The organism is Streptomyces sp. NPDC021225 (assembly GCF_044332865.1).
Classification (GTDB): Bacteria; Actinomycetota; Actinomycetes; order Streptomycetales; family Streptomycetaceae; genus Streptomyces.
This window is the reverse complement of the sequence record NZ_JBIRPV010000012.1, coordinates 127,007-149,354: the sequence shown is the minus strand read 5'-3', so window position 1 is coordinate 149,354 and position 22,348 is coordinate 127,007. Positions and strand designations below refer to the sequence as shown.

Sequence of the window (22,348 nt, the reverse complement as noted above, 5' to 3'; positions counted from 1 at the left end):
CTGACGGATAGTCAGAAAGCTTTCGACCCGCCCGGCCGTACGGGCGACGCCGTCGAGCGAAGGGGAGACCGCTGCCCATGCACCTCGCCCCCACCCCCCGCCAGCGGCGGCTGCGCGAGGAACTCCGCGGCTACTTCCGCGAGCTGATCACCCCCGAGACGCGCGCCGCGTTGCCGGACGACCCGGCCCGGCAGCGGCTGCTGCTGCGCCGCATCGGCGCCGACGGCCTGCTGGGGCTCGGTTGGCCGATCGAGTACGGAGGCAAAGGACGCGGCCCCGACGAGCAGTTCGTGTTCTTCGACGAGGCGTACCGGGCGGGCGCGCCGGTCTCCATGGTCACGCTCAACACCGTCGGCCCGACGTTGATGAAGTACGGCACCGAGGAGCAGAAGCGGTTCTTCCTGCCGCGCATCCTCAGCGGCGAGTTCGTGTTCGCCATCGGCTACTCGGAGCCGGAGGCCGGCACGGATCTCGCCTCCCTGCGCACCAGAGCCGTGCGCGACGGCGGCGACTGGCTGATCGACGGCGCCAAGACCTTCACCAGCAACGCCCACAACGCCGACTGGATCTGGCTGGCCTGCCGCACCGACCCGGCGGCTCGCAAACACGAGGGCATCTCCATCATCCTGGTGCCGACCGACGCCCCCGGCTTCTCGTGGACGCCGATCGAGACGGTGGCCGGACTGACCACCACGGCGACGTACTACGACTCGGTCCGCGTCCCGGCCGACCATCTCGTCGGCCAGGAGAACGGCGGCTGGGGGCTGATCACCAATCAGCTGAACCACGAGCGGGTCGCGCTCGCCGCCATCGGCATGCAGGCCGAGGACTGCTACGAGGCGGCGCTCGCCCACGCCCGCACGCCGGACCCGCACACCGGTGAGCGCCCCGCCGACCGGCCCTGGGTGCGGTCCCGGCTCGCGGAGGCACACGCCCGGCTGGCGGCCACCCGGCTGCTCAACTGGCGGCTGGTGGGGGACGTGGGGGCGGGGACGCTGAGCCCGGGCGATGCGAGTGGGGTCAAGTTCGCGGGAACCGAAAGCGCCGTCGAGGTGTACAGGATGTGTCAGGAGATTGTGGGGGAAGCGGGGCTGATCCGGGCGGGATCGCCGGGCGCGTTCGGCGACGGCGAGCTCGAGCGGATGAACCGGGCCGCGCAGATCAACACCTTCGGGGGCGGTGCGAGTGAGGTGCAGCGGGAAATCGTGGCCACGATGCGGCTCGGCATGCGGCGGGGGCAGCGATGACCGGTGAGCGGAAGGTCGGTTGCGGGGTGGCCGGCGACGATTTATACGGGCGCCTGAGGGCGTACGAGGGCCGGGCGGCCGCGATCGGGGGCGTGGGCAAGGACCCGGTCAACGAGCCGATGATCAGGCACTGGTGCGAGGCGATGGGCGACGCCAACGCGGCCTATCCGGCCATCGCGCCGCCGACGATGCTCCAGGTGTGGACGATGGGCGGGCTGTCCGGCCATGCGGGCGGCTCGGCGCGCTCCGAGGCGTACGACGAACTGCTGGACCTCCTGGACGGGGCGGGCTGTACCTCGGTCGTCGCCACGGACTGCGAGCAGGAGTATCTGCGCCCCCTGCGGCCGGGCGATCGCATCACCTTCGACGCGGTGATCGAGTCGGTCTCGCCGCGCAAGACCACCAAGCTGGGCTCCGGCCACTTCGTCACGACGCGGATGGACATCCGGGCGGGTGGGGAGCTGGTCGGCAGACACCGCTTCCGCATCCTCAAGTACGCCCCGGCGCGACGGGCGTCGGAGGGGAAGGACCGCCCGACGGAGGCCAAGGAGGCGAGGCGCCCGCGCCCGGTGATCAACCGTGACAACGAAGGCTTCTGGGCGGGGGTCGCCGAGCACAGACTGCTCATCCAGCGCTGCACAGGCTGCGGGACGCTCCGTTTCCCCTGGCTCCCGGGGTGCGGTGCGTGCGGCTGCCAGGAGTGGGAGACGGTCGAGGCGTCCGGCGCCGGGACGGTGTTCAGCTATGTCGTCATGCATCACCCGCCGTTCCCGGCCTTCGACCCGCCATACGCCGTAGGCCTGATCGAGCTCGTGGAAGGGGTGCGGATGATCAGCAACATCACGGGCGTGCCGTACGACAAGGTCCGCATCGGCATGCCCGTCGAGCTGGAGTTTCTGCGCGTGGACGCCGATCTGGAGCTTCCCGTCTTCCGAGGGGCGGTGGCCTGATGGACTTCGCGCCCACCGTGGAGCAACAAGCCGCGCGCGAACTGGCGGCGGAGATCTTCGGTGATCTGTCCACTCACGAGCGGCTGTCCGCCCTCGGTACCGGCACGGATACCGAGCTGTGGAAGGCGCTGTGCGCGGCCGGGCTGCCGGCCGCCGTGGAGGAGATCGGCCTGGTCGGGCTGGTGCTGCTGGTGGAGGAGCAGGGCAGGGCCACCGCCCAGGTGCCGCTCGCGGCGACTTGTGCGTACGGCGTGCTGCCGGTGGCCGTCCACGGCACGGCGGAGCAGCGCGAGCGGCTGCTGCCCGCCCTGGGGGACGGCACGGCGGTCGCGACGGGCGCCTTCGGCCCGCGGGTGGCCACCGCGCGCCGGACGGCGGACGGCTGGCGGCTGAGCGGCACCTTCCCGGCCGTGCCCTGGCTGCGGGCGGCGACCCACGTCCTGGTTTCGGCCCGCGTCGCCGGGGCGGGGCCGCGCTGCTTCCTGGTCGAGGTCCAGGCCGCCGGGGCCGGATCCGTCGAGCGCAAAGCCGTCGAGACCGAGGCCGTCGAGACCGAGGCCGTCGGGACCGAGGCCGTCGGGATCGAGGCTGTTGAGACCACTGCGCCATGGGCGGCGGGCCGGCTGAGCCTCGATGGGGCGCCCGCCGAGCCGCTCGGCGGCGTGGAGACCCATGCGGATGTGCTCGGTCGGGCCCGCACCGCGTTCGCCGGGCTTCAGGCGGGGGTCTGCCGTGGTTCGCTCGACCGGGTGGTCCACCACACCGCGGTCCGCCAGCAGTTCGGCCGCCCGCTGTCCACGCATCAGGGCGTGCTGATGCGCGCGGCGGACGCTCATATGGACACCGAGGCCATCCGGGTCACGGCGTACGAGGCGGCATGGCGCTACGACCAGGGCCTGCCCGCCGCCACCCATGCGCTCACCACCGCCTGGTGGGCCTGCGAGGCGGGTAAGCGGGTGGTGCACTCGGGCCAGCATCTGCACGGTGGCATCGGCGCCGATGTGGAGTACCCCGTCCACCGGCACTTCCTGTGGGGTCGGCAGCTGGACGCGTATCTCGGACCCGCGCCCGGGCTCCTGGCCGAGCTGGGCGATGGGCTGGCGGAGGTGGCCGGATGACGGTCCGTGCCACCGCGATCCGGGTCGGCGACGAGCTGCCGCCGCTGCGCATCCCGATCACCCGGACCCTCATCGTCTCCGGCGCGATCGCCTCCCGCGACTACCAGGACGTGCACCACGACGCCGAGGCCGCCAAGGAGAAGGGCTCGCCGGACATCTTCATGAACATCCTGACCACCAATGGCCTGGTGGGCCGGTACATCACGGATCACTTCGGGCCGCACGCCCGGCTCCAGAAGGTCGCGATCCGGCTCGGCGCACCCAACTACCCCGGCGACGAGATGGTGCTGACCGGGCGGGTCACGGCCGTCGCCGACGGCACCGCGGAGGTCTCAGTGACCGGGCGCAACGCGATCGGGAGCCATGTGACCGGCAAGGTCACCCTGCGGCTCCCCCCGGACTTCCCGGACTTCCCGGACTGCCCGGACGCCCCGCACGGGGAGGCCCGATGAGCGTCCGTGGAGTCGACACGCTCGGCGGCCGGGCCGCGGTCGTGGGGATCGGGGCCACCGAGTTCTCCAAGGACTCCGGCCGCAGCGAGCTGAAGCTGGCGGTCGAGGCCGTCCAGGCCGCCCTGGACGATGCCGGGCTCACCCCCGCCGACGTCGACGGGCTGGTCACCTTCACCATGGACACCAGCCCCGAGATCACCGTGGCGCAGGCGTGCGGCATCGGCGAGCTCTCGTTCTTCTCCCGCGTCCACTACGGCGGGGGAGCCGCCTGCGCCACCGTTCAGCAGGCCGCGCTCGCCGTGGCCACGGGCGTCGCCGACGTCGTGGTCTGCTACCGCGCGTTCAATGAGCGTTCCGGCCGCCGCTTCGGGTCCGGCGTGCTGCACCGCGAGCCCTCGGCCGAGGGCACCGCGCTCGGCTGGTCGCTGCCCTTCGGCCTGCTGACCCCCGCCTCCTGGGTCGCCATGGCCGCGCAGCGCTATCTCCACGCGTACGGCCTGGCTCCGGAGGTCTTCGGTCAGGTGGCCGTCGTGGACCGCCGCCACGCCGCCACCAACCCGGCCGCGTACTTCTACGGCAAGCCGATCACCCTCGCCGACCACGCCGCCTCCCGCTGGATCGTCGAGCCGCTGCGGCTGCTGGACTGCTGTCAGGAGACGGACGGCGGCCAGGCCCTCGTGGTCACGAGTGTGGAGCTGGCGCGCGATCTGCCGCATCCGCCCGCCGTGATCACCGCCGCGGCGCAGGGCGCCGGCCGCGGGCAGGAGCAGATGACGAGCTTCTACCGGGACGATCTGACCGGGCTGCCCGAGATGGGAGTGGTCGCCCGCCAGCTCTGGCGCAGCGGTGGGCTGTCCCCCGCCGACATTGATGTGGGCATCCTCTACGACCACTTCACCCCGTTTGTGCTGATGCAGCTGGAGGAGTTCGGCTTCTGCGGGCCGGGCGAGGCCCCCGGCTTCGTCGCCGACGGCGCGCTGCCGCTCAACACCCACGGCGGCCAGCTCGGCGAGGCGTATCTGCACGGTATGAACGGGATAGCCGAAGCGGTGCGCCAGATACGCGGCACCTCGGTCAACCAGGTCCAGGACGCGGCCCGCGTCCTGGTCACGGCGGGCACCGGGGTACCGACATCCGGGCTGCTCATCGGCGCAGACGGCTGAACCGTGCGCGTGTCTGCGGGCCCGGTCCCCCTACGGGCACTTTCACTCTTCATATGGACCGAAGAAAGAAGATCAGATGGAAGGTCGTCGGATGTGCGATCGGCCTGTCCGCGACGCTGGCCACGCTGATCGTCGGCGCCCCTTCCGCCGCCTCCTCTCCGGCGGCGGCCCCCGGCTTCTCCTCGGCGGCGGCCCTCCCCGACCCCCGGCCGCTGGGCGCCAAGGTCTTCCAGGGCTGGGGCTTCGACACGTGTCATGCCCCCTCGCTCGAGACGCTGCGTGCCTGGAGCGGCTCCCGGTACCGCGCGGTCGGTGTCTACTACGGCGGCCGTGGCCGCGCCTGCCCGAGCCAGCCGCACCTGACCGTGTCCTGGATGCGGGGGACCCGCACCATCGGCTGGCGGGTGCTGCCCATCTACGTCGGTTCCCAGTCCCCCTGCGTCCGCAACACGAACAAGAAGCACGTCCCCATCGGCTCCAAGCCCTCGTCGCAGGGGCGCGAGGAGGGCAAGGACGCGGTCAAGCGTGCCAAGGCGCTGGCCATCAAGAAGCGCAGCGCGCTCTATCTCGACATGGAGGCATACGACCAGACGCGCACCGGCTGCGCCAAGACCACCCTCTCCTTCATCCGAGGCTGGTGCCGCGAAGTGCGTTCACGCGGATATTTCCCGGGCTTCTACAGCAGCGCCGAGTCGGGGGTGCTGCATCTGGAGAAGGCCCGGAAGGCGGGCAAGCACGACCTCCCCTCCGTGATGTGGTTCGCGCGCTGGAGCGGGAAGGCGTCGCTGTCCGGTGAACCGGTCCTGGCCAAGAGCGCCTGGCATCCGCACCGCCGTATCCATCAGTACGTAGGCAATGTCACCGAGAAGCACGGCGGCCGGACCCTGCACATCGACCGCAACAAGGTGGACGCACCCGTGGCGATCATCGACTGACTCCCCGGCCCCACTACTTCTGCGGCACACCCCCTGGGGTGCAACCCTGAGGTACTCCCCGCCACCCCTCCGCCCGCAGGAGGTGGTGCCAGCCCTACCCCTACAACCTGAGGCTGAGGCGTCTTCGGCACTTACGGCGGATCCCTGGCCCGCGGCCCGCTCCTAGCGTGGGAGGTATGACCACGAGTGTGTGCACCGGCGCGTCCACCGCCGCCTTTCCGTGTTTCGCGTCATATGTGCGGGCGCGGGGACCGGTGTTGCTGCGCACCGCCCGTTCGCTGAGCGCCAACGCCTGGGACGCGGAGGACCTGCTACAGACCGCGCTGACGAAGACATATCTGGCGTGGGAGCGGATAGAGGACCACAACGCGCTGGACGGGTATGTCCGCCGGGCGCTGGTGAACACGCGGACCTCGCAGTGGCGCAAGCGCAAGGTCGACGAGTTCGTGTGCGAGGAACTGCCCGAGCCGGACCCGGTTCCCGTTCCGGACCCCGCCGAACAGCAGGTGTTGCGGGACGCGATGTGGCGCGCGGTGCTGCGGCTGCCGGACCGGCAGCGGGCCATGCTCGTCCTCAGGTATTACGAGGACCTGAGCGAGGCTCAGACGGCGGAGGTACTGGGCGTCTCCGTGGGCACGGTCAAGAGCGCCGTCTCGCGCGCGCTCGGCAAGCTGCGCGAGGACCCGGCGCTCACTCGGGCTGCCTGAGCCCAGGGCTGCCTGAGCGCGGGCTGCCTGAGCGCGGGCGGCCTGAGCTCGGGCGGCGTGGTCAGGGGAGGGAGTTGGGTGTCGTGACCACCAGGTAGTGACATACCGCCCGGTCGGCTGCACAATCGGCGGACACCTCGACCCGCGCGTAACCGGAACCACCCCTGGAGGCCCCGGTGCTCAGCACGATGCAGGACGTACCGCTGACCGTGACCCGCATCCTCGTCCACGGGGCACAGGTGCACGGCAAGGCCCAGGTGATCACCTGGACCGGTGACGGCGAGCCGCAGCGCCGTACCTTCCGCGACGTGGCCCTGCGGTCCACCCAGCTCGCGAACGCCCTGCACGAAGAGCTCGGGGTCGAAGAGGGCCAGGTCGTGGGCTCGCTCATGTGGAACAACTGTGAGCATCTGGAGGCGTATCTGGCGGTGCCCTCGATGGGCGCCGTGCTGCACACCCTCAATCTCCGGCTGCCCGCCGACCAGCTGACCTGGATCGTCAACCACGCCGCCGACCGCGTGATCATTGTCAACGGCTCGCTGCTGCCGCTGCTCGCCCCGCTGCTGCCGCTGCTCACGTCCGTCGAGCACGTGGTCGTCACCGGGCCGGGAGACCGCTCCGTACTGGACGGCTGTCGCGCCGCCGTCCACGACTACGAGGAGCTGATCGAGGGCCGATCCACGCGCTACCCCTGGCCCGTCACCGACGAGCGCCGGGCCGCGGCGCTGTGCTACACCTCCGGCACCACCGGCGACCCCAAGGGCGTGGCCTACAGCCACCGTTCGATCTATCTGCACTCGATGCAGATCAACAGCATGGAGGGCTTCTGCCTGTCCGCGCGGGACACCCTGCTGCCGGTGGTGCCGATGTTCCACGCAAACGCGTGGGGCACTCCGCACGCCGCCTTCATGGGGGGCGCCTCCATCCTGATGCCCGACCGCTTTCTCCAGCCCGCGCCGCTCGCCGACATGATCGAGTCGGTCCGGCCCACCCTCAGCGCCGCCGTCCCCACCATCTGGCAGGGCCTGCTGTCCGAGCTGGACGCGAGGCCGCGGGACGTGTCCAGCCTGCGCGAGGTCTACATCGGCGGGTCGACCTGCCCGCCGTCCCTGATGAGGGCGTTCGAGGAGCGGCACGGCATCCGGGTCGTGCACGCCTGGGGCATGACGGAGCTCTCGCCGCTCGGCTCCGTGGCCCATCCGCCCGGCGGTCTCACGGCGGAGGAGGAGTGGCCGTACCGGGTGTCCCAGGGCCGGTTCCCGGCATCCGTGGAGTACCGGCTGACCGCGGCCGCCGGCGGGCTCGTGCCGTGGGACGGCAGTTCGGTGGGCGAGCTGGAGGTGCGCGGCCCGTGGATCGCGGGTGCGTACTTCGGCGGGGCAGACGGCGAGCCCTTCCGCCCGGAGGACAAGTTCACGCCGGACGGCTGGCTGAAGACCGGCGATGTCGGCGCCATCTCGGAGGACGGCTTCCTGACGCTGACGGACCGGGCGAAGGACGTCATCAAGTCGGGCGGTGAATGGATTTCGTCGGTGGAGCTGGAGAACCACCTGATGGCCCATCCCGATGTCGCCGAGGCGGCGGTGGTGGCGGTGCCGGACGAGAAGTGGGGGGAGCGCCCGCTGGCGACGGTGGTGCTGAAGGACGGCACCGGGGTCGGCTACGAGACGCTCCGGGCGTTCCTCGCCGAGCGGATCGCGCACTGGCAGCTGCCGGAGCGCTGGGCGCTGATCGAGGAGGTGCCGAAGACCAGCGTCGGGAAGTTCGACAAGAAGGTGATCCGCAGGCGGTACGCGGACGGCGAGCTGGACGTCACGCAGCTCGACCCGTCCGGGGCGTGAGGCCGGGGCGCCGGGCGGCGCCCAGCCAGCCCAGGACCAGCCAGCAGGCGGCGACGGCGCACACCCCGCCCCAGCCCCAGTGCCCGTACGCCGGCGCCGCGAGCGCGGAGGCGGCCGCTCCGCCGACGAACGCGGCGACGATGTAGGCGGTGTTGGCCGCGGCCGGGGAGGAGGTCGCGGTCAGGGCCCGGGTCTGGTTGGCGACCTGTCCCGTCATCAGCTCGGCGTGCAGCAGTACCGCCGCCACGCACAGCGCCCAGATCCGCGAGCCGCCGAGCCAGAAGAGCGGTACGGACGAGGCGGCGAGCACGTACGCGGCGCCGACCACCCGGGTCACGCCGAACCGGTCCACCAGCCCGCCGGACAGCGGCCCCATGGCGCTCGCGGTCAGCCCGAAGAGGCCGAACAGCCCGGCCGCGCCCGTCGACATCCCGTAGCCGGGCCCCGTGAGCAGCAGGGCCAGGGCCGTCCACAGGGCGCTCCACGCCCCGTACATCCCGCCCTGCCGCAGGCACGCGCTCCGCACCTCGGCCGAGGCGGCGAGCACCCGGGGCACCCGGGCGACGCCCTTGAGGACCGCCGGCGGGTCGCTCTTCGTCCGCGGGCGGGTCTCGGCCGGCAGCAGCGCGGCCGTCGCCAGGCCGATGAGCGCGGTGAGGCCCGCCGCGCCGAGGAAGACCGCGCGCCAGCCGTACGCCTGCCCGGCGAGCCCGCCCAGCACCCGGGCCGCGACCACTCCGGCGAACAGCCCCGCGACGACCACGCCGAGGTGGCGGCCGCGCCGCTCGGCGGGTGCGCGCTCGGCGACGAGCGGCACCAGCAGCTGCGGTACGACCGTGGCGGCGCCGGCCGCGAACACGGCGGCACCGAGCGCGGGCAGCCCCGGCGCCAGCCCCGCGACGACCAGGGCCACGCCCGCCGCGGCGGACAGCGCGCCGACGAGGCGGCGGCGGTCGGCGGTGTCCCCGAGGGCGCGAAGAGCAGCAGCCCGGCCGCGTAGCCGAGCTGGGCGACGGAGGCGATCCACCCGGCGGCCGACGGGGCGACGCCGAGGTCGCGGGCGATCAGGTCGAGGAGCGGCGCGGCGAGGTAGATGTTGGCGGCGGTCACGGCGGTGCACAGGGCGATGACCGCGAGGAACACGCCGGTGGGCGGGGTGCCGCGGCGGGCGGGGGTGCTGATGGCGGTCGGCGTGACCGTATCCGTATCCGTATCCGTATCCGTAGCCCTGCCCCGGCCCCTGTCCCTGTTTGCGTCTGTAGCCGTCATCGCCAACCGTTCCTAGAGACTGAGCGGGAGTGAGTCCTGGTGCCAGAACCCATGCTCAGCCGTGTGCCCCGAACGGTTGTGGGCACACTGGTTCCCCGCTTTCGCTCCGCGTCCGGCGCCGGCGGATCGTGTCCGTGGTCCGGGAATGCGGGGGCGGGTTTCCTCACGCCCCAGGACGCCCGATGCGGCCTGGACGCTCCGATGCCCCGCAGCATCGCTCCGGTGCTGTGGGGGCGGTTGTGTCCGTCGCCGGATCGGGCATCCCAGGGCGCGCCGTCCGATGGCCACGGCGGCGGCGTCGTGGCGGGTGGTCTTGCGGGTTTTGGTGGTGAGGGGTTTTTGCCAGTGCTGGGCGCCCCAGCGGGAGGTGTAGGCGGGGTCGACGGCCATGACGGTGATGCCGAGTTCGGCTGCCATGGACACCAGTCTGCTGCGCAGCTTGCTCACGGGTATGCCGGAGATCAGCTTGCGGAATCGCTTGCGTCGCCCGTGCTTCTCGCGGGTCTTCTCCGCCTGGAAGTCCAGGTCCTCGATCGCGATGGCGACACTGTGGCGTTGGGCCCAGTGCAGGAGGCGGATGAGGGCGTGCCGCACCTGCGCGTCCCGGTGCGGTGCGCTGCCAGACAGGTCGTAGTCGAACCTGTGGGGTTCGCCGACGGGGTTGCCGTGGGCGTCCAGGCGCCAGGCGGCCAGATGGTCGGCGTTCATGTCCACGCCGATCAGCCCGCCGGAGCGGGCCGCCTCCAGCGGCTCTGTCCTCACGGGCAGGATCTGCCAGGAAGCAGTCAAGTACCAGCGGCCACGCCCCACGTCGAAGTGGATGCGGTACGCCACGGCCCGGTTCGCCGCGATACGGTCGGCCCACTGCGCGCCCCGATGCCGGAAGTGGACCCGGCAGGCGAGTACGTACCGGCCGTGGGGCGCGTTCGCCAATGTGGCCAGTGGCGCCGGAAGCTTGATGCTCACCTCACCGTTCGGGGTGACGCGGATCGTCTCGTTTCCGCAGCCCTTCCCCGACTCGCCATCGGCCTGGAGGAACCAGCGCTCGGCCTCCCACCGCTCCCGCCACTGCGCCTCGGAAAGCTGGCCGGCTTGGAGGTTGTGGCGGTTGCGCAGCGGCTTCCTGCCACCGCGCACCACCCGCACCCGCCCGGCCGCACGGTCGGCCCGCTCCCGCTCCAGCCGGTCCTCGAGCAGGTGCAGGCGCCTCGACTTGGCGAACCACTCCTGCCGGGAGCGGTAACCACCCGGCGAGCCCTGGGAACCCTTCGCCCCAACCGGGAGCGACAGCCGACGAGCGATCGTATCGATGCCTGCCTGGAGGCTCTGGATATGCGCGAGCTGACCGCGCCGGGCCAGTGCCCACTGATCATTCGTGGTTTTCGTGATGCTGCCCGCCCACCGCGAGGAGGCCTCCCTGGTCAAAGCCCGCTTGCGCTGCGCCCACTGATCACTGTCATGCTCCAGCCCAGCCGCGCAGCGGGCCTTCAGGTCACGGGAGGCCAGCGAGCCCAGCAGACTACCGACCAGGCGTAGGACCTCCTCGTCCTGCCCGGTCAGGCCCTTGAGGCTGCCGCGGATGGCCACCCCGGTCGGGCCGGGGGCCACGAACGGCGCCGCCACCTCGCGCAGCCGACCCATCCCCCACCCCCTACACGAGTCGAAGTCCCCCGCCACTGCACCCAACGAGCACCTCCCGTGAAGGTCACGCATTCGACTCAAGAACTTCCGTTCCCTCCACAGGCCCGTCGCACGGTCGTCGATGCTCACTCATGCACACCCAAACGCGCCCAAGCACTGTCAACCGGCAGCAGCTCCAAACCCCTCCGTGCGGGCTCGTCCGCCGCTAAGTAACCAACTGGTTGGTTGTCGAGTCTGTGGCTCCAGGGGAACGTTGTCAACCAGGTAGTTGGTTACTCTGGGCTCATGGCACCAGCAAGGGACGCGGAGGCGACCAAGGCCCGGATCTTCGCGGCGGCCACCGCGGAGTTCGCCGCCCATGGCATCGCGGGGGCCCGCATCGACCGCATCGCCCGCGAGGCGAAGGCCAACAAGCAGCTCATCTACGCCTACTTCGGCGACAAGGCCGAACTGTTCACGCAGGTGGTCCAGCACGCCATGCTGGCCATCGCGGCCGCGGTCCCGCCCGACGCCGAGAACCCGGGCGACTATCTGGACCGGCTGATGGCCTACCACGCCGACCACCCCGAGCTGCTGCGGCTGATGCTCTGGGAGGGACTGGAGTACGGCGGCGGTGGCGGTGTCGGGATCGAGCGGCAGGAGCAGCGCCGCGCCTTCTACGCCTCGAAGGCCGCCGCCTTCGGCGCCGCGCAGGAGCGGGGCGCCATCGAGCGGCACCTCCCGCCGGAGCACCTGGTGTTCATCATCAGCGCGCTGGCGGGCTGGCCCCTGGCCGTCTCGCAGATCCGCAAGCTGCTCCTCGGCGACACGGAGGAGGCCGCGGCACGGCTGCGCGATTCGCTCCGTACCGCCGTCGGTCTCCTCACCGGCACGGACGGCACCGGCACGAGCGGCAGCGGCTCGGACCGCACCGGAACGGACGGCACCGGCACCGGCAGTTCATGACGCGGCGGTCCGCCGGCACAGGGCCCGGCGGACCTCAGTTGTTGCCGATCTTGGCCAGCAGATCCACGATCCGGCCCTGCACCTCCGCGCTCGTCGAGCGCTCCGCGAGGAACAGCACGGTCTCGCCCGAGCTCAGTCGCGACAGATTGGCCGGATCCATGTCCGCCGAGGTGTAGACGACCAGCGGGGTGCGGTTGAGCAGCCCGTTCCCGCGCAGCCAGTCCACGATCCCGGCCCGTCGGCGGCGCACCTGCATCAGGTCCATCACCACCAGATTCGGCCGCATCTGCGCGGCGAGCGCCACCGCGTCCGCGTCCGTCGCCGCCCGGGCGACCTGCATGCCGCGCCGCTCCAGCGTCGCCGTCAGCGCGTCCGAGATCGGCTGGTGTTCCTCGATCAGCAGGACCCGCGGCGGGTGCTGCTCGCTGTCGCGCGGGGCGAGCGCCTTGAACAGCACGGCCGGGTCGGCGCCGTACGCGGCCTCGCGCGACGCCTGGCCGAGCCCCGCCGTCACCAGCACCGGCACCTCGGCGGCGACCGCGGCGGTACGCAGCGACTGGAGCGCCGTCCGGGTGATCGGCCCGGTCAGCGGGTCGACGAACAGCGCGGCCGGGTACGCCGCGATCTGCGCGTTCACCTCCTCGCGCGAGTGCACGATCACCGGGCGGTAGCCGCGGTCGCTGAGCGCCTGTTGCGTGGACATGTCCGGCGCGGGCCAGACGAGCAGCCGACGCGGGTTGTCCAGAGGCTCGGGGGGCAGCTCGTCGTCGGGCGGCGGAGTGCGGTCGTCGACGACCTCGATGGCGCCGTTCGGCCCGTCCAGCGGCTCCGGGCCCTCGGCGCCCTCGTCGGGCGCGCCGATCGCGAAGGCGCGACCCGAGCTCTGGGGCGAGCCGGGGCGCTGCGGATGCGCCCCGGACCCAGGCCCTGACCCCGGCCCTGCCCCTGGCCCGGACCCTGGCTGGGGGCGCGGCTGGGCGCCGGGAGCGCCGGGGTGGCCGACCGGCTCCAGCTCGGCCGAGGCGGCCTGGCCCGCCGGGTCGGGCTTCGCCGCCAGCTTGCGCCGCCTGCCCAGGCCTCCCGCCGCGGCCGTGCCGCCGGACGGCGTCTGGAGCTGCGCCTGCGAGTTGTGCGGGTGATGCTCCGAGACCTGCTGCGCGAACGGCACGCCCTGACCCAGGGTGCGCACGCTGATCGCGCGCCCCTGCGTGGTGTCGGGGCCCGGCGCGGGCTCGGCGGCGGGCAACTGCTGTGGCCGACGCTGGGGCTGAGGCTGAGGGCGGTGCTCCGCGGGGCCGCCCGGCCAGGAACCGGGCTGCCCTGCGCCCTCCTCCATGGCGGGCATGGCGGGCACGGCCTGCGCCCCGGGCTCCGGCTGTTCGTCGGCCAGCGGCCGCCGGGCCCGCCGCCGTCCGGTGGGCTGCGGGGCGCCGCCCGTGTCGTACTGCTCGTCGTCCGGGGCGTACGGACCCTCGTCCGCGCCGTAGGGACCGCCCGGGCCGGCGTTCGGGTCGTTCTGGGGTTGGTTCCAGTTGTTCTGTTGTTGTTCGGGGGTGCGTGCGGCGGGGAGTGCGGGCATGGCCCGTCCGCCTTGGGGGGCCGGGGGTGTGGCGGGGCCGGGAGCGGCCGGCCAGCCGCCGCCCTGCGGGGCTGCGTTGGGCGGTACGGGGCCGCCTCGTACGGCGAGGCCACCGCCGCCGCTCCTGCTCGGCACGGGCACGCCGCCCTGGGCGGCCTGGGCGCCGGGCCCGGCCGGTCCGCCCTGGGCCGCGCCTCCGCGGGGGTTCCGCGCTCCGTGCTGGGCGGGGACGAGGCCCACGGGCCCGAGCTCCGGCGGCAGCGCGGACTCCGGCGTCCGGTCGGCCGCCGCGGGCGGCAGCGCGAACGGGGACCGGCCGCCGGCCGGGTCACCCGCGGGCTGCGGCTGGGCCTGGGGCTGACCTTGGGGCTGCGCCTCGTCGGCCCCGGCCCGTCCGGGCGCCTCGCCGAGCGCGCGCCGGGCCCGCCGCCGCCCGGCGGGCTGGGCGGTGGGCTGAGCGGGGGGCATGGGACCCGGGCCGCCGTTGGGGCTGTTCTGGGGTTGGTTCCAGTTGTTCTGTTGTTGTTCGGGGGTGCGTGCGGCGGGGAGTGCGGGCATGGCCCGGCCGCTTTGGGGGGCCGGGGGTGTGGCGGGGCCGGGAGCGGCCGGCCAGCCGCCGCCCTGCGGGGCGGCGTCGGCCGCCGCGGGCGGCAGCGCGAGAGCGGAACGCCCCTGTCCGGCCTCGGCCGGGGCGCCGCGCCGGGCCCGCCGCCCGCCCGGGGCGGACGGCTGCCCGGCCATGCCCTGGGGCGGCACCGGACCCATCGCGGCGGGCGGCGGACCGGCCTGTGGCGCACCGCCACGGGCATGGCGATGGGCCCCCGAACCCTGGCTGTCGGTATCGGCGTTCGCGGCTGCGGGTGCCGGCTGTTCTTCGTCCGGGTGGCGACGGGCGCGACGACGCCCGGTCGGGCGCGGCTCATCGGCGGTGTCGTCGTTCCCGGGCGCGGACACGGGGGGCGCGGAACCGGCGTGCGGGGCGCGGGGATCGGCGCCTTGGGCGCCGGGCGTGCGCGGCGCGGCACCCCCGTTGGCGCCGCCTCCGTTCGTACCTGCGCCGTTAGTAGCGGCACCGCTCGTACCGGCCCCGTTTGTACCGGCGCCGTTCGTACCCGCGCCGTTCGTACCCGCGCCGTTCGTTCCGTTTCCGGGTCCGCCCGCCGGGCCGCGCCGCGCGCGCCGTCCTGCCTGTGCCGCCGCGGCCGCGGCGGCCGTCGGCGTCCGGCCGGTGCCCGCGCCGCCGCCGGAGGTGCCCCGGCCGGAGGTGTTCCGTACCTCCCCGGTCCCGGACGTACGCCCCGCCGCCGCGGCGCTGTCGCCCTGCCTCGCCTGTTCGGCGGCGGCCGCGGAGATCGGCACCTCGAGGACGTACGCGTGCCCGCCCATGCCCGGCATCTCGTGGGTCTGTAGCACGCCCCCGTGCCGCCGTACGATCCCGCGGACGATCGGCTCGTGCACCGGGTCGCCGCCCGCGTACGGTCCGCGCACCTCGATCCGTACGACATCGCCGCGCTGCGCCGCCGCGACCACGATGGTCGAGTCGCCCGTAGCACCGCCCGGGCCCCCGGTCGCCTTGCCGGTGGAGTCGACCCCGGCCACGTCCGCGATCAGGTGGGCCAGCGCCTGCGCCAGCCGCTCCGCGTCCACCTCGGCCTCGATCGGCGGCGCGTGCACGGCGAACTGCGCCCGCCCGGGGCCGATCAGCTCGACCGCGCCCTCGACGCCGGCCGAGACGACCTCGTCCATGGAGACCGCGTGCCGGGTGAAGTCCTCGCCGCCCGAGTCGAGTCGCTGATAGCTCAGGACGTTGTCCACCAGCGTGGTCATCCGGGTGTACCCGGCGGCGAGGTGGTGCAGGATCTGGTTGGCCTCGGGCCACAGCTGCCCGGCCGGGTCGTCGGCGAGCACGGCGAGTTCGCCGCGCAGCTCCAGCAGCGGGCCGCGCAGCGACTGGTCGAGCACGGCCAGCAGCTGGGTGTTGCGGGCGGCGAGCGCGTCGTACCGCTCGGCGTGTCCCTCCCGCTCCCGGGCGAGCTGGGCGGTGAGCTCCTTCCGCTGCTCGGCGAGCTGCTTCGTGAGCTTCTCCCGCTCCTCCGTGTGGCGCGCGGTGAGCTTCTTCAGCTCCTCGGCGTGCTCGGCCGTGAGGCTCTCGAGTTCCTCCGCGTGCTTCGCCACGAGGGTTTCCTCGGGCCGCCGGTCGGTGAAGGTCATCACCGCGCCGACGAGCTGCTCCCCGTCCCGCACGGGCGCGGTCGTCAGGTCGACCGGTACGGCACTGCCGTCCTTCGCCCACAGCGTCTGGCCGCGCACCCGGTACTTACGGCCGGAGCGCAGGGTCTCGGTGAGCGGGGACTCCTCGTACGGAAGAGGGGAACCGTCCGGGCGCGAGTGGTGTACAAGAGGATGAAGCTCCTGACCGCCCAGGTCGCTGGCCCGGTAGCCGAGGATCTGCGCCGCGGACGGGTTGACGAGGACCACCTTGCCCTCGGTGTCCACGCCGACCACGCCCTCCGCCGCCGCGCGCAGGATCATCTCGGTCTGGCGCTGTTGGCGGGCGAGCTCGGCCTCGGTGTCGAGCGTCCCGGTCAGGTCGCGCACGACGAGCATCAGCAGTTCGTCGCCGGTGTAGCTGTACTGGTCGGCGTAAGGAGTCCGGCCGTCCTCCAGATTCGCGCTGGTGACCTCGACGGGGAACTGCATGCCGTCCGTGCGCCGCGCCATCATCCGCGTCGGCTTGGTGCGGCCTGCCTCGTCCTGGTCGTCGGGGCGGCGCATCGAGCCCGGAATGCGATTGGAGTCGAAGGAGGGGAGAAGATCCAGCAGACCGCGGCCGACGAGCGCCGTTCCCGGCACCTCGAAGGTCTCGAGGGCGATGTGGTTGGCGTTGACGACCGTGCCGTTGCAGTTCACCAGCAGCAGCGCGTCGGGGAGTGCGTCGAGTATGGCTGCGAGGCGAGCAGCGCCTCGGGATGGCCTGCTGCTCACGACGACGCTTCCTCCCTGATGTACCGCACCTTGCCCGACACTCGCGGTCGTTGTGCCGCCGCATCCGTGGAGTGTCCTCAGGGGAGTCTACGGGCAGCGGGGGCGGACGCGGCGGTAGATGAGAGGGAGGTCGCAGCACGACGTACGCGTCTCGGCGCACGCCTGGACAAACCTCCTGGCGAGCCTTACGGGCCCGTTACGTGCCAGTCCCGGCCAATCCTCAGGTCAGCTCCCAGGAAGGCGCAAAACAGTGGAAAATCTGTCCCATCGAGCGATCTCGCACCCATTGGCCCGGGAGAACCGCGCGTCCACCGGCCGCCCCGCCCAATGACCGCGCACCTGCGCGGTGGCCGGCCCCCCGTACTGCCCCGTGCACATCGCCCCGGGCGGCACGGGCGCGAACGGATCCCTCCCCCACACCACCGCCGAGTCCAGCTGATCGCAGGCCCCCTGCGCGGCCGGGTGCGTCCCCCCGGTGGGATGGCATGACAGCGAGTACGTGACGGAGTCCGCGGCACTGCCGATCCGCGACACGGTGACCAGTAGGTGATCGGTGCTCCCGTCCCCGTACGGCAGAGGCAGCGGCACGGGCGCGGCCCAGGCGGCGGCGTTCATCGTGGCGGCGGAGGCGGCCGCCGCGACGACGGCGACGGCCAGGCGGTGCAGCAGGGGCATCGGGGCGCTCCAGGTGTGATCACGACGGGGCGCACTGCCCCTGCCCCTCTAACGCGCCGCCGTCGTGCGCGTTGCGCCGCCATAAGGGCTTTGCGATGCGCCCTGCCAGCCGAGTACCGTAGGCGGCGATTGGTGACATCCCACTGGGCTGTGACATCATCTGCACACACCGCGTCGCGCTCGCGCGAATAAGCGTCGGTGTGTATGGAGGCTTCGCCTAGTCTGGTCTATGGCGCCGCACTGCTAATGCGGTTTGGGGTAACCCCCCATCCCGGGTTCAAATCCCGGAGCCTCCGCTCTCACCGGAGCCCTGGCCCCTGCGGCCGGGGCTCCGCTGCGTTTCCCCTCGGGCACGTCCACCCCCACCCGGCCCGCTGCCCCATCCGTGGCCCACCTGCCCCACCACAGTGATCATCCGGCACCCCCTGCCGATCTTCCGGATGACCGCCAAAAGAGAGTTTTCCCAGGTCAGGGGGGGTGCGGGAAACGGATTTCACCTGACGCCACAGGTCATGTAATGTTGTCCCCGCAACGCCGACCGGCAAGAAAAATCGCCGGGAAGCCAAGCGCTCGTAGCTTAACGGATAGAGCACTTGACTACGGATCAAGAGGTTGCAGGTTCGAATCCTGCCGAGCGCGCCCCAGCTCAGAGGCCCCTTCCGAACATCGGAAGGGGCCTCTGGCGTATGTGTTGACAGCAGTCCCGACAGCAACCGTCGCGCACGTGGATCAAAGACCGCGAGCGCTCACCGTCGCCTGAGCCCGAAACATCTACGGGAAGGTGAGCCATATGAGCAGAGCGGGTGAGTGTGAGGCGACCCTGGCCCGTCTGTGGCGGGAACACCTGAGCGCGCCATTCCCGACCGGACTGCGCGGCGCGGAGCCGGCGGGTATCGACGTGGTGCTGCTCGACGCGACCATCGCCGGGTGCGTTTCCACCTGGCAGAACAATGGCGGCTCCCTCGACGCAGGGCGCCACCGGATACTGCGCGACTGCATCGCGGACCTTGATCGAGCCCTGCCGATGATCATCGATGCGGAAGAGCTCGGATACTGTCAGCGCCTGCACCGAATGGCCACGTCGGCCCTGCTTTCTTGAGGCAACGACGCCCAGGTGTGCCGTGGGCGCGGAAGCCGATCAGCTGGGCTGCTGCCGTATGGCTCGACAGGCCCGCCGCACCCGGGATCAGCGGTGATTTCGGCAGGGCCGGGGGCCACTCATGCGCGGTCCGGCCCTCCACCCGCCGGTCGGGTATGAAGATGCGGAGAGCCGGACCGCAGACGGCGGACGGGGCAGAGTCCACCGCCATCCCCGAGGCGCAGTGTGTGACGTCAGTGAGGCGGGGGAGCTCACAGGATGTGTGCTTGCCTCACGGACACTGAGCCAAGGGGAGTTGAGGGGCGAGGGCTACCGGGTCCTTCCCAAGGCGCGGGAGCCCTCGTCCCGTCTCTAGGGCAGCAGCGCGCCGCCTTGCCACCATGGGGCGTGTCGTCCGCCTGAGCGCAGCGGCACGTCTCGGCGGTGAAGCAGGTCGTAGAGCATGGTGCTCGCTATGCCGAACCGTCGTTGAATCTCTGTGACTCGCATGTTGTCCCGGTACGCGGTGATGATCTCTGCCTCACGTGCCGCCCATCTCGGCGTCCGCTTCGCCATGCTGCATCCCACCCTTCATCCCTTGACCAACATCCGAACCAGGAGCCGTCAGCACGGCCCACACCGACTTGCCGACCACCGGGCGCGGGGTCACACCCCACCGGTCCGCGAGCGCTTCCACCAGGACCAGCCCTCTGCCATGGGGAACTTCAATGCTCGGGATCTTCAGCTTGGGCCACTCGTCCGAAGCATCGTGAACCTCAATCCGTACGCTCTCGCCCTGGAGCAGGTACCGGGTTTCGATCTCCCGGCCAGGCGACACCCGCGCGTGCCGAACAGCATTCGTCACCAGCTCGGACAGCACCAGGAGCGCCACCTCCTCGACGGTGGTCAGACCCCAACCACTCAGGGCCTTACGCAAGTCGGCGCGTGCCAGGCCGACGGAACGTGGATGGCGGGCCCAACGCCGGACCACCTCACGCTCACTCGGGTTCGTCAGCTCTGGCTTCATGGCCACAAGCTTGCAGGTCAGAAGCCCCGTTCGGGCCACTCAATGGGGTACCCGTGGGTGCGAATTGGGGTACCCCATCAGCTGGCGCGATCTACGCTGGACTGACGCGTACGTCCCTAGACCCTCGCGAGCCGCCCATGAGTGAACGTGAAGCCAGACGCAGGGGGTACCTCCTCACGATCCCGGACCGCCTCTTGCAGAGCGAAGACATGCAAAGGGCCTGCAAGCGACGGGACTTCGGGGATATCTTCCGGCTCGTCAACAGACGAGGACCAGCGAGCTATGCCGAAATCGCCGCAGCTGTCGGCAAGATGACCAGCGCCCGCGTCGGCGACGTGATCCGAGGTGTACGGGGTATTCGTGGCCAGGCTGTCATGGAACGCATCGCTGACGGACTGGGCATTCCCGGCCACATGCTCGACCTCCCCGAACGTCCGTGGGAGGGTACCCCGGCAACGGACGCCATCACCCAAACCCGTGACTACGCTCGAAGTGGCCAAGACGGCCCGGACGGAGCATCGTCCGCCTTCCAGATAGACACTCCTTCCGGTCTGCCGACCGTTCACGTAGATCCAACGGATCCGGCGGATGCGGATGCGCTACCCGAAATCCTTCTTGTTTCGGTGTGCGTCGACGGGAAAGAGCAGATCGTGCCGATAAATCGCCGAGCCCTTCTCGGGCATGCTATTGGTATCGCCTTGCAGGGGGATGGGGTCTTCAAGCCTGGCAACGTATCGGCTGGGGTTGTGCGCTCCAAGCCAGTGAGGCAGCCGCGACTTCCGGCAGCGCGGAATGAAGCGGCGATCGAGCATCTTCGCGATATGTGGCACGTCCTTGTCAGGGCAGACAACCTCTTCGGTCCGCGCCATGCTCTTATGGCCGTTCATCAACAGCTCGACGTCTTGCAAGGTCTGCTGGAAGACAGCAGGGGCGAGTACCGGCACGAGGTGCTGAAGCTGTCTGCCCAGTACGCCGAGTCGGCCGCATGGCTTCACGAGGACTCCATGGACGTGACCAGCGCCGAGACGTGGACGAGCCGGGCCATGGAATGGGCGATGGAGGCCGGAGACGAGGCCATGTTGTCGTGGACTCTGTTTCGTCGGAGCCAGCTCGCAGCGGGGAAGCGGAACGCGGGTCAGGCGATCGGCCTCGCGCAGGCGGTACAGCGCCATGAACGGGCTCTCACCAGGCCGATGAAAGCGGCAGCCATCCAGCAGGAAGCGCAAGGTCTTGCGCTCGACGGTGATGAAGTCGCTTGTCATCGAAAGATGGACGAGGCGCATGCATTCGCCGCTTCCGTTGAATCATCCGGCGATGCACGATCCGGGCACGGCGACTTTTGTACGCCCAGCTATATCGAGATCCAGCGCGCGAATTGCTGGCTCAACCTGTCGCGTCCGGATCGTGCGGTAGCTACCTTTCGAACCGCATTGGCTGATCTTCCAGACGTCTACCAGCGGGACCGAGGGTTCGCCCAGGCGCGCCTTGCCATGGCTTACGTCGGAATCCGGGAATACGAGCAGGCCGCAGCCGAGGCGGCAGCGGTTCTCGACATGGCCCACAGTTCCGGCTCCGGTCGCACTCTGCAAGAGGCAGTCACGGCGATCAATGCTCTTGCGGCTGAGAGTAATGTTCCAGCCGTGCGAGACCTACTCGACGCAGTCAAGGAGAATGCGGGGTTCTGATGGCCACGCCGAACGAACTAGCGGCCATGCGGCGAGCAATCGCCATCTCTGCCCAAGGACTTGGGACGACGAGCCCGAACCCGCCCGTTGGGTGCGTGATCCTCGACCGCGACGGCGTGCCGGTCGGCGAGGGATACCACCTCCGCAAGGGAGACCATCACGCCGAGGTGAACGCGCTCACCGCAGCGGGGGAGCGGGCCGAGGGCGGCACGGCCGTCGTGACGCTGGAGCCGTGCAACCACCACGGCCGGACCCCGCCGTGCCGACAGGCCCTGATCGATGCGAGGGCGTCCCGCGTACTGATGGCCGTCATGGACCCCACTTCACGTGGGGAGGGTGGCGCGGTGGTGCTGGAACACGCCGGCATTGAGGTGGAGCAGGGCGTTCTTGAGCAGGAAGCGTTGCTCGTTCTCGGCCCGTGGTTGCACTCGTTGCGCACAGGAAGGCCATATATCACTTGGGCATACACAACGGGTGCTGACGGCTCAGACGAGGACTGCGCGAGCATTGCTGAACTACGTCGCACCCACGATCTTGTGATCCGGCGTACGGGCGCGATCGAGGAAGGCGTGCCAGGAGGGCACGGGACGGACGTCTTTCACGTGCCCGGTGGGCCGCTTGGTGATGAGTCCGATAAGGTCCTGGACACCTTGGCTGAGGCAGGGGCACGATCTGTGCTGATCGAGGGCAGCGGGAACGAGGCAGCGTGCTTGCTTGCCGACCTTGTAGACCGCGTAATCATCGACGTGCCCGGCTTGCCGCCTTCCTCAGTGCCGACGCCAGCAACTGGGGCGGTCCCGAGCGGGTTCCGGCTGGTGGATGCAACGGCCTTGGGCCTGTATGTGCGTCTAACCGCAAAGCGAGCAGTAAGCCGAAGCCATTAACGCTGCACACAACTCTCCAGACGATGGACCTGAGCTGGAGAAGCTGCGGTGCTCGGCCGCGTTCACCGCCATTCCTCACCTTCTCCTACTCGAAGATGGTGCGATTGCGGTGGAGGTGTTGAGCACTGCGCTCCATAGGAGGCTCCCTGTCACAGGGTGCCCTGATG

17 protein-coding genes, 2 tRNA genes and 1 pseudogene are annotated in these 22,348 nt (G+C 71.2%); 15 read left to right on the top strand and 5 right to left on the bottom strand.

Going from position 1 to position 22,348, the window contains the following annotated elements:
• Positions 1-77 precede the first annotated feature (77 nt).
• From ACH4S9_RS37380 to ACH4S9_RS37345, 8 genes are all read left to right on the top strand, one after another.
• The gene (locus tag ACH4S9_RS37380; RefSeq protein WP_311726110.1) at positions 78-1,247 is read left to right on the top strand and encodes an acyl-CoA dehydrogenase family protein; all 1,170 of its coding nucleotides are present in this window, start codon (positions 78-80) and stop codon (positions 1,245-1,247) included.
• The gene (locus ACH4S9_RS37375; protein ID WP_385342355.1) at positions 1,244-2,197 is read left to right on the top strand and encodes a bifunctional MaoC family dehydratase N-terminal/OB-fold nucleic acid binding domain-containing protein; all 954 of its coding nucleotides are present in this window, start codon (positions 1,244-1,246) and stop codon (positions 2,195-2,197) included. Before ACH4S9_RS37380 ends, ACH4S9_RS37375 begins: the two co-directional genes overlap by 4 nt.
• Positions 2,197-3,315, top strand: coding sequence for an acyl-CoA dehydrogenase family protein (locus ACH4S9_RS37370; RefSeq protein WP_398376098.1), 1,119 nt, complete (start codon positions 2,197-2,199; stop codon positions 3,313-3,315). The genes ACH4S9_RS37375 and ACH4S9_RS37370 overlap by 1 nt, the downstream gene beginning before the upstream one ends.
• The gene (locus ACH4S9_RS37365; protein ID WP_385342359.1) at positions 3,312-3,767 is read left to right on the top strand and encodes a MaoC family dehydratase; all 456 of its coding nucleotides are present in this window, start codon (positions 3,312-3,314) and stop codon (positions 3,765-3,767) included. Before ACH4S9_RS37370 ends, ACH4S9_RS37365 begins: the two co-directional genes overlap by 4 nt.
• Positions 3,764-4,930 carry a lipid-transfer protein gene (locus tag ACH4S9_RS37360; protein ID WP_311726114.1) on the top strand — a complete coding sequence of 389 codons (1,167 nt, stop codon included), beginning with the start codon at positions 3,764-3,766 and terminating at the stop codon, positions 4,928-4,930. The genes ACH4S9_RS37365 and ACH4S9_RS37360 overlap by 4 nt, the downstream gene beginning before the upstream one ends.
• Positions 4,931-4,983: 53 nt before the next feature.
• Complete coding sequence (locus ACH4S9_RS37355) at positions 4,984-5,865, top strand: DUF1906 domain-containing protein (protein ID WP_311726115.1); 882 nt, start codon at positions 4,984-4,986, stop codon at positions 5,863-5,865.
• A gap of 176 nt (positions 5,866-6,041) precedes the next feature.
• Positions 6,042-6,572 (top strand): SigE family RNA polymerase sigma factor, encoded by a 531-nt coding sequence (locus ACH4S9_RS37350; RefSeq protein ID WP_311726116.1) that lies wholly within the window; start codon positions 6,042-6,044, stop codon positions 6,570-6,572.
• 176 nt (positions 6,573-6,748) lie between these two features.
• A complete protein-coding gene (locus tag ACH4S9_RS37345) occupies positions 6,749-8,413 on the top strand; it encodes a long-chain fatty acid--CoA ligase (protein ID WP_398376094.1) in 1,665 nt (554 codons plus the stop codon).
• Here ACH4S9_RS37345 and ACH4S9_RS37340 read toward each other — a convergent pair.
• Together ACH4S9_RS37340 and ACH4S9_RS37335 are read right to left on the bottom strand one after the other, a co-directional pair.
• A pseudogene (locus ACH4S9_RS37340) lies at positions 8,385-9,682 on the bottom strand (MFS transporter). The gene ACH4S9_RS37345 and the pseudogene ACH4S9_RS37340 overlap by 29 nt on opposite strands.
• A gap of 12 nt (positions 9,683-9,694) precedes the next feature.
• Positions 9,695-11,323 carry an IS200/IS605 family accessory protein TnpB-related protein gene (locus ACH4S9_RS37335; RefSeq protein WP_398376093.1) on the bottom strand — a complete coding sequence of 543 codons (1,629 nt, stop codon included), beginning with the start codon at positions 11,321-11,323 and terminating at the stop codon, positions 9,695-9,697.
• Between the two features lie 285 nt (positions 11,324-11,608).
• Between ACH4S9_RS37335 and ACH4S9_RS37330 the strand changes: the two genes are divergently transcribed.
• Complete coding sequence (locus ACH4S9_RS37330) at positions 11,609-12,268, top strand: TetR family transcriptional regulator (protein ID WP_358846656.1); 660 nt, start codon at positions 11,609-11,611, stop codon at positions 12,266-12,268.
• A gap of 34 nt (positions 12,269-12,302) precedes the next feature.
• Here ACH4S9_RS37330 and ACH4S9_RS37325 read toward each other — a convergent pair whose 3' ends face one another.
• Together ACH4S9_RS37325 and ACH4S9_RS37320 are read right to left on the bottom strand one after the other, a co-directional pair.
• On the bottom strand, positions 12,303-16,832 hold the full coding sequence (locus ACH4S9_RS37325; protein WP_398376091.1) for a PAS domain-containing protein: 4,530 nt from the start codon (positions 16,830-16,832) through the stop codon (positions 12,303-12,305).
• A 225-nt stretch (positions 16,833-17,057) separates the two neighbouring features.
• Positions 17,058-17,447 carry an SSI family serine proteinase inhibitor gene (locus ACH4S9_RS37320; RefSeq protein ID WP_358846676.1) on the bottom strand — a complete coding sequence of 130 codons (390 nt, stop codon included), beginning with the start codon at positions 17,445-17,447 and terminating at the stop codon, positions 17,058-17,060.
• On the opposite strand from ACH4S9_RS37320, the gene ACH4S9_RS37315 reads away from it, so the two are divergent.
• From ACH4S9_RS37315 to ACH4S9_RS37300, 4 genes are all read left to right on the top strand, one after another.
• Entirely contained in the window at positions 17,386-17,526 is a 141-nt protein-coding gene (locus tag ACH4S9_RS37315; protein ID WP_358846678.1) for a hypothetical protein, read from the top strand. The genes ACH4S9_RS37320 and ACH4S9_RS37315 overlap by 62 nt on opposite strands.
• Positions 17,527-17,713: 187 nt before the next feature.
• Positions 17,714-17,803 (top strand) — tRNA-Ser (locus ACH4S9_RS37310).
• Positions 17,804-18,073: 270 nt separating this feature from the next.
• Positions 18,074-18,146: transfer RNA gene (locus ACH4S9_RS37305), tRNA-Arg, on the top strand.
• Between the two features lie 151 nt (positions 18,147-18,297).
• Complete coding sequence (locus tag ACH4S9_RS37300; protein WP_398376090.1) at positions 18,298-18,606, top strand: hypothetical protein; 309 nt, start codon at positions 18,298-18,300, stop codon at positions 18,604-18,606.
• A 520-nt stretch (positions 18,607-19,126) separates the two neighbouring features.
• Here ACH4S9_RS37300 and ACH4S9_RS37295 read toward each other — a convergent pair.
• Positions 19,127-19,612, bottom strand: a complete 486-nt coding sequence (locus tag ACH4S9_RS37295) for an ATP-binding protein (RefSeq protein WP_398376088.1) — start codon at positions 19,610-19,612, stop codon at positions 19,127-19,129.
• A 137-nt stretch (positions 19,613-19,749) separates the two neighbouring features.
• On the opposite strand from ACH4S9_RS37295, the gene ACH4S9_RS37290 reads away from it, so the two are divergent.
• Both ACH4S9_RS37290 and ribD read left to right on the top strand, forming a co-directional pair.
• Entirely contained in the window at positions 19,750-21,297 is a 1,548-nt protein-coding gene (locus tag ACH4S9_RS37290) for a hypothetical protein (RefSeq protein WP_398376086.1), read from the top strand.
• The gene (gene ribD / locus ACH4S9_RS37285) at positions 21,297-22,181 is read left to right on the top strand and encodes a bifunctional diaminohydroxyphosphoribosylaminopyrimidine deaminase/5-amino-6-(5-phosphoribosylamino)uracil reductase RibD (protein WP_398376084.1); all 885 of its coding nucleotides are present in this window, start codon (positions 21,297-21,299) and stop codon (positions 22,179-22,181) included. The genes ACH4S9_RS37290 and ribD overlap by 1 nt, the downstream gene beginning before the upstream one ends.
• Positions 22,182-22,348: the final 167 nt, after the last annotated feature.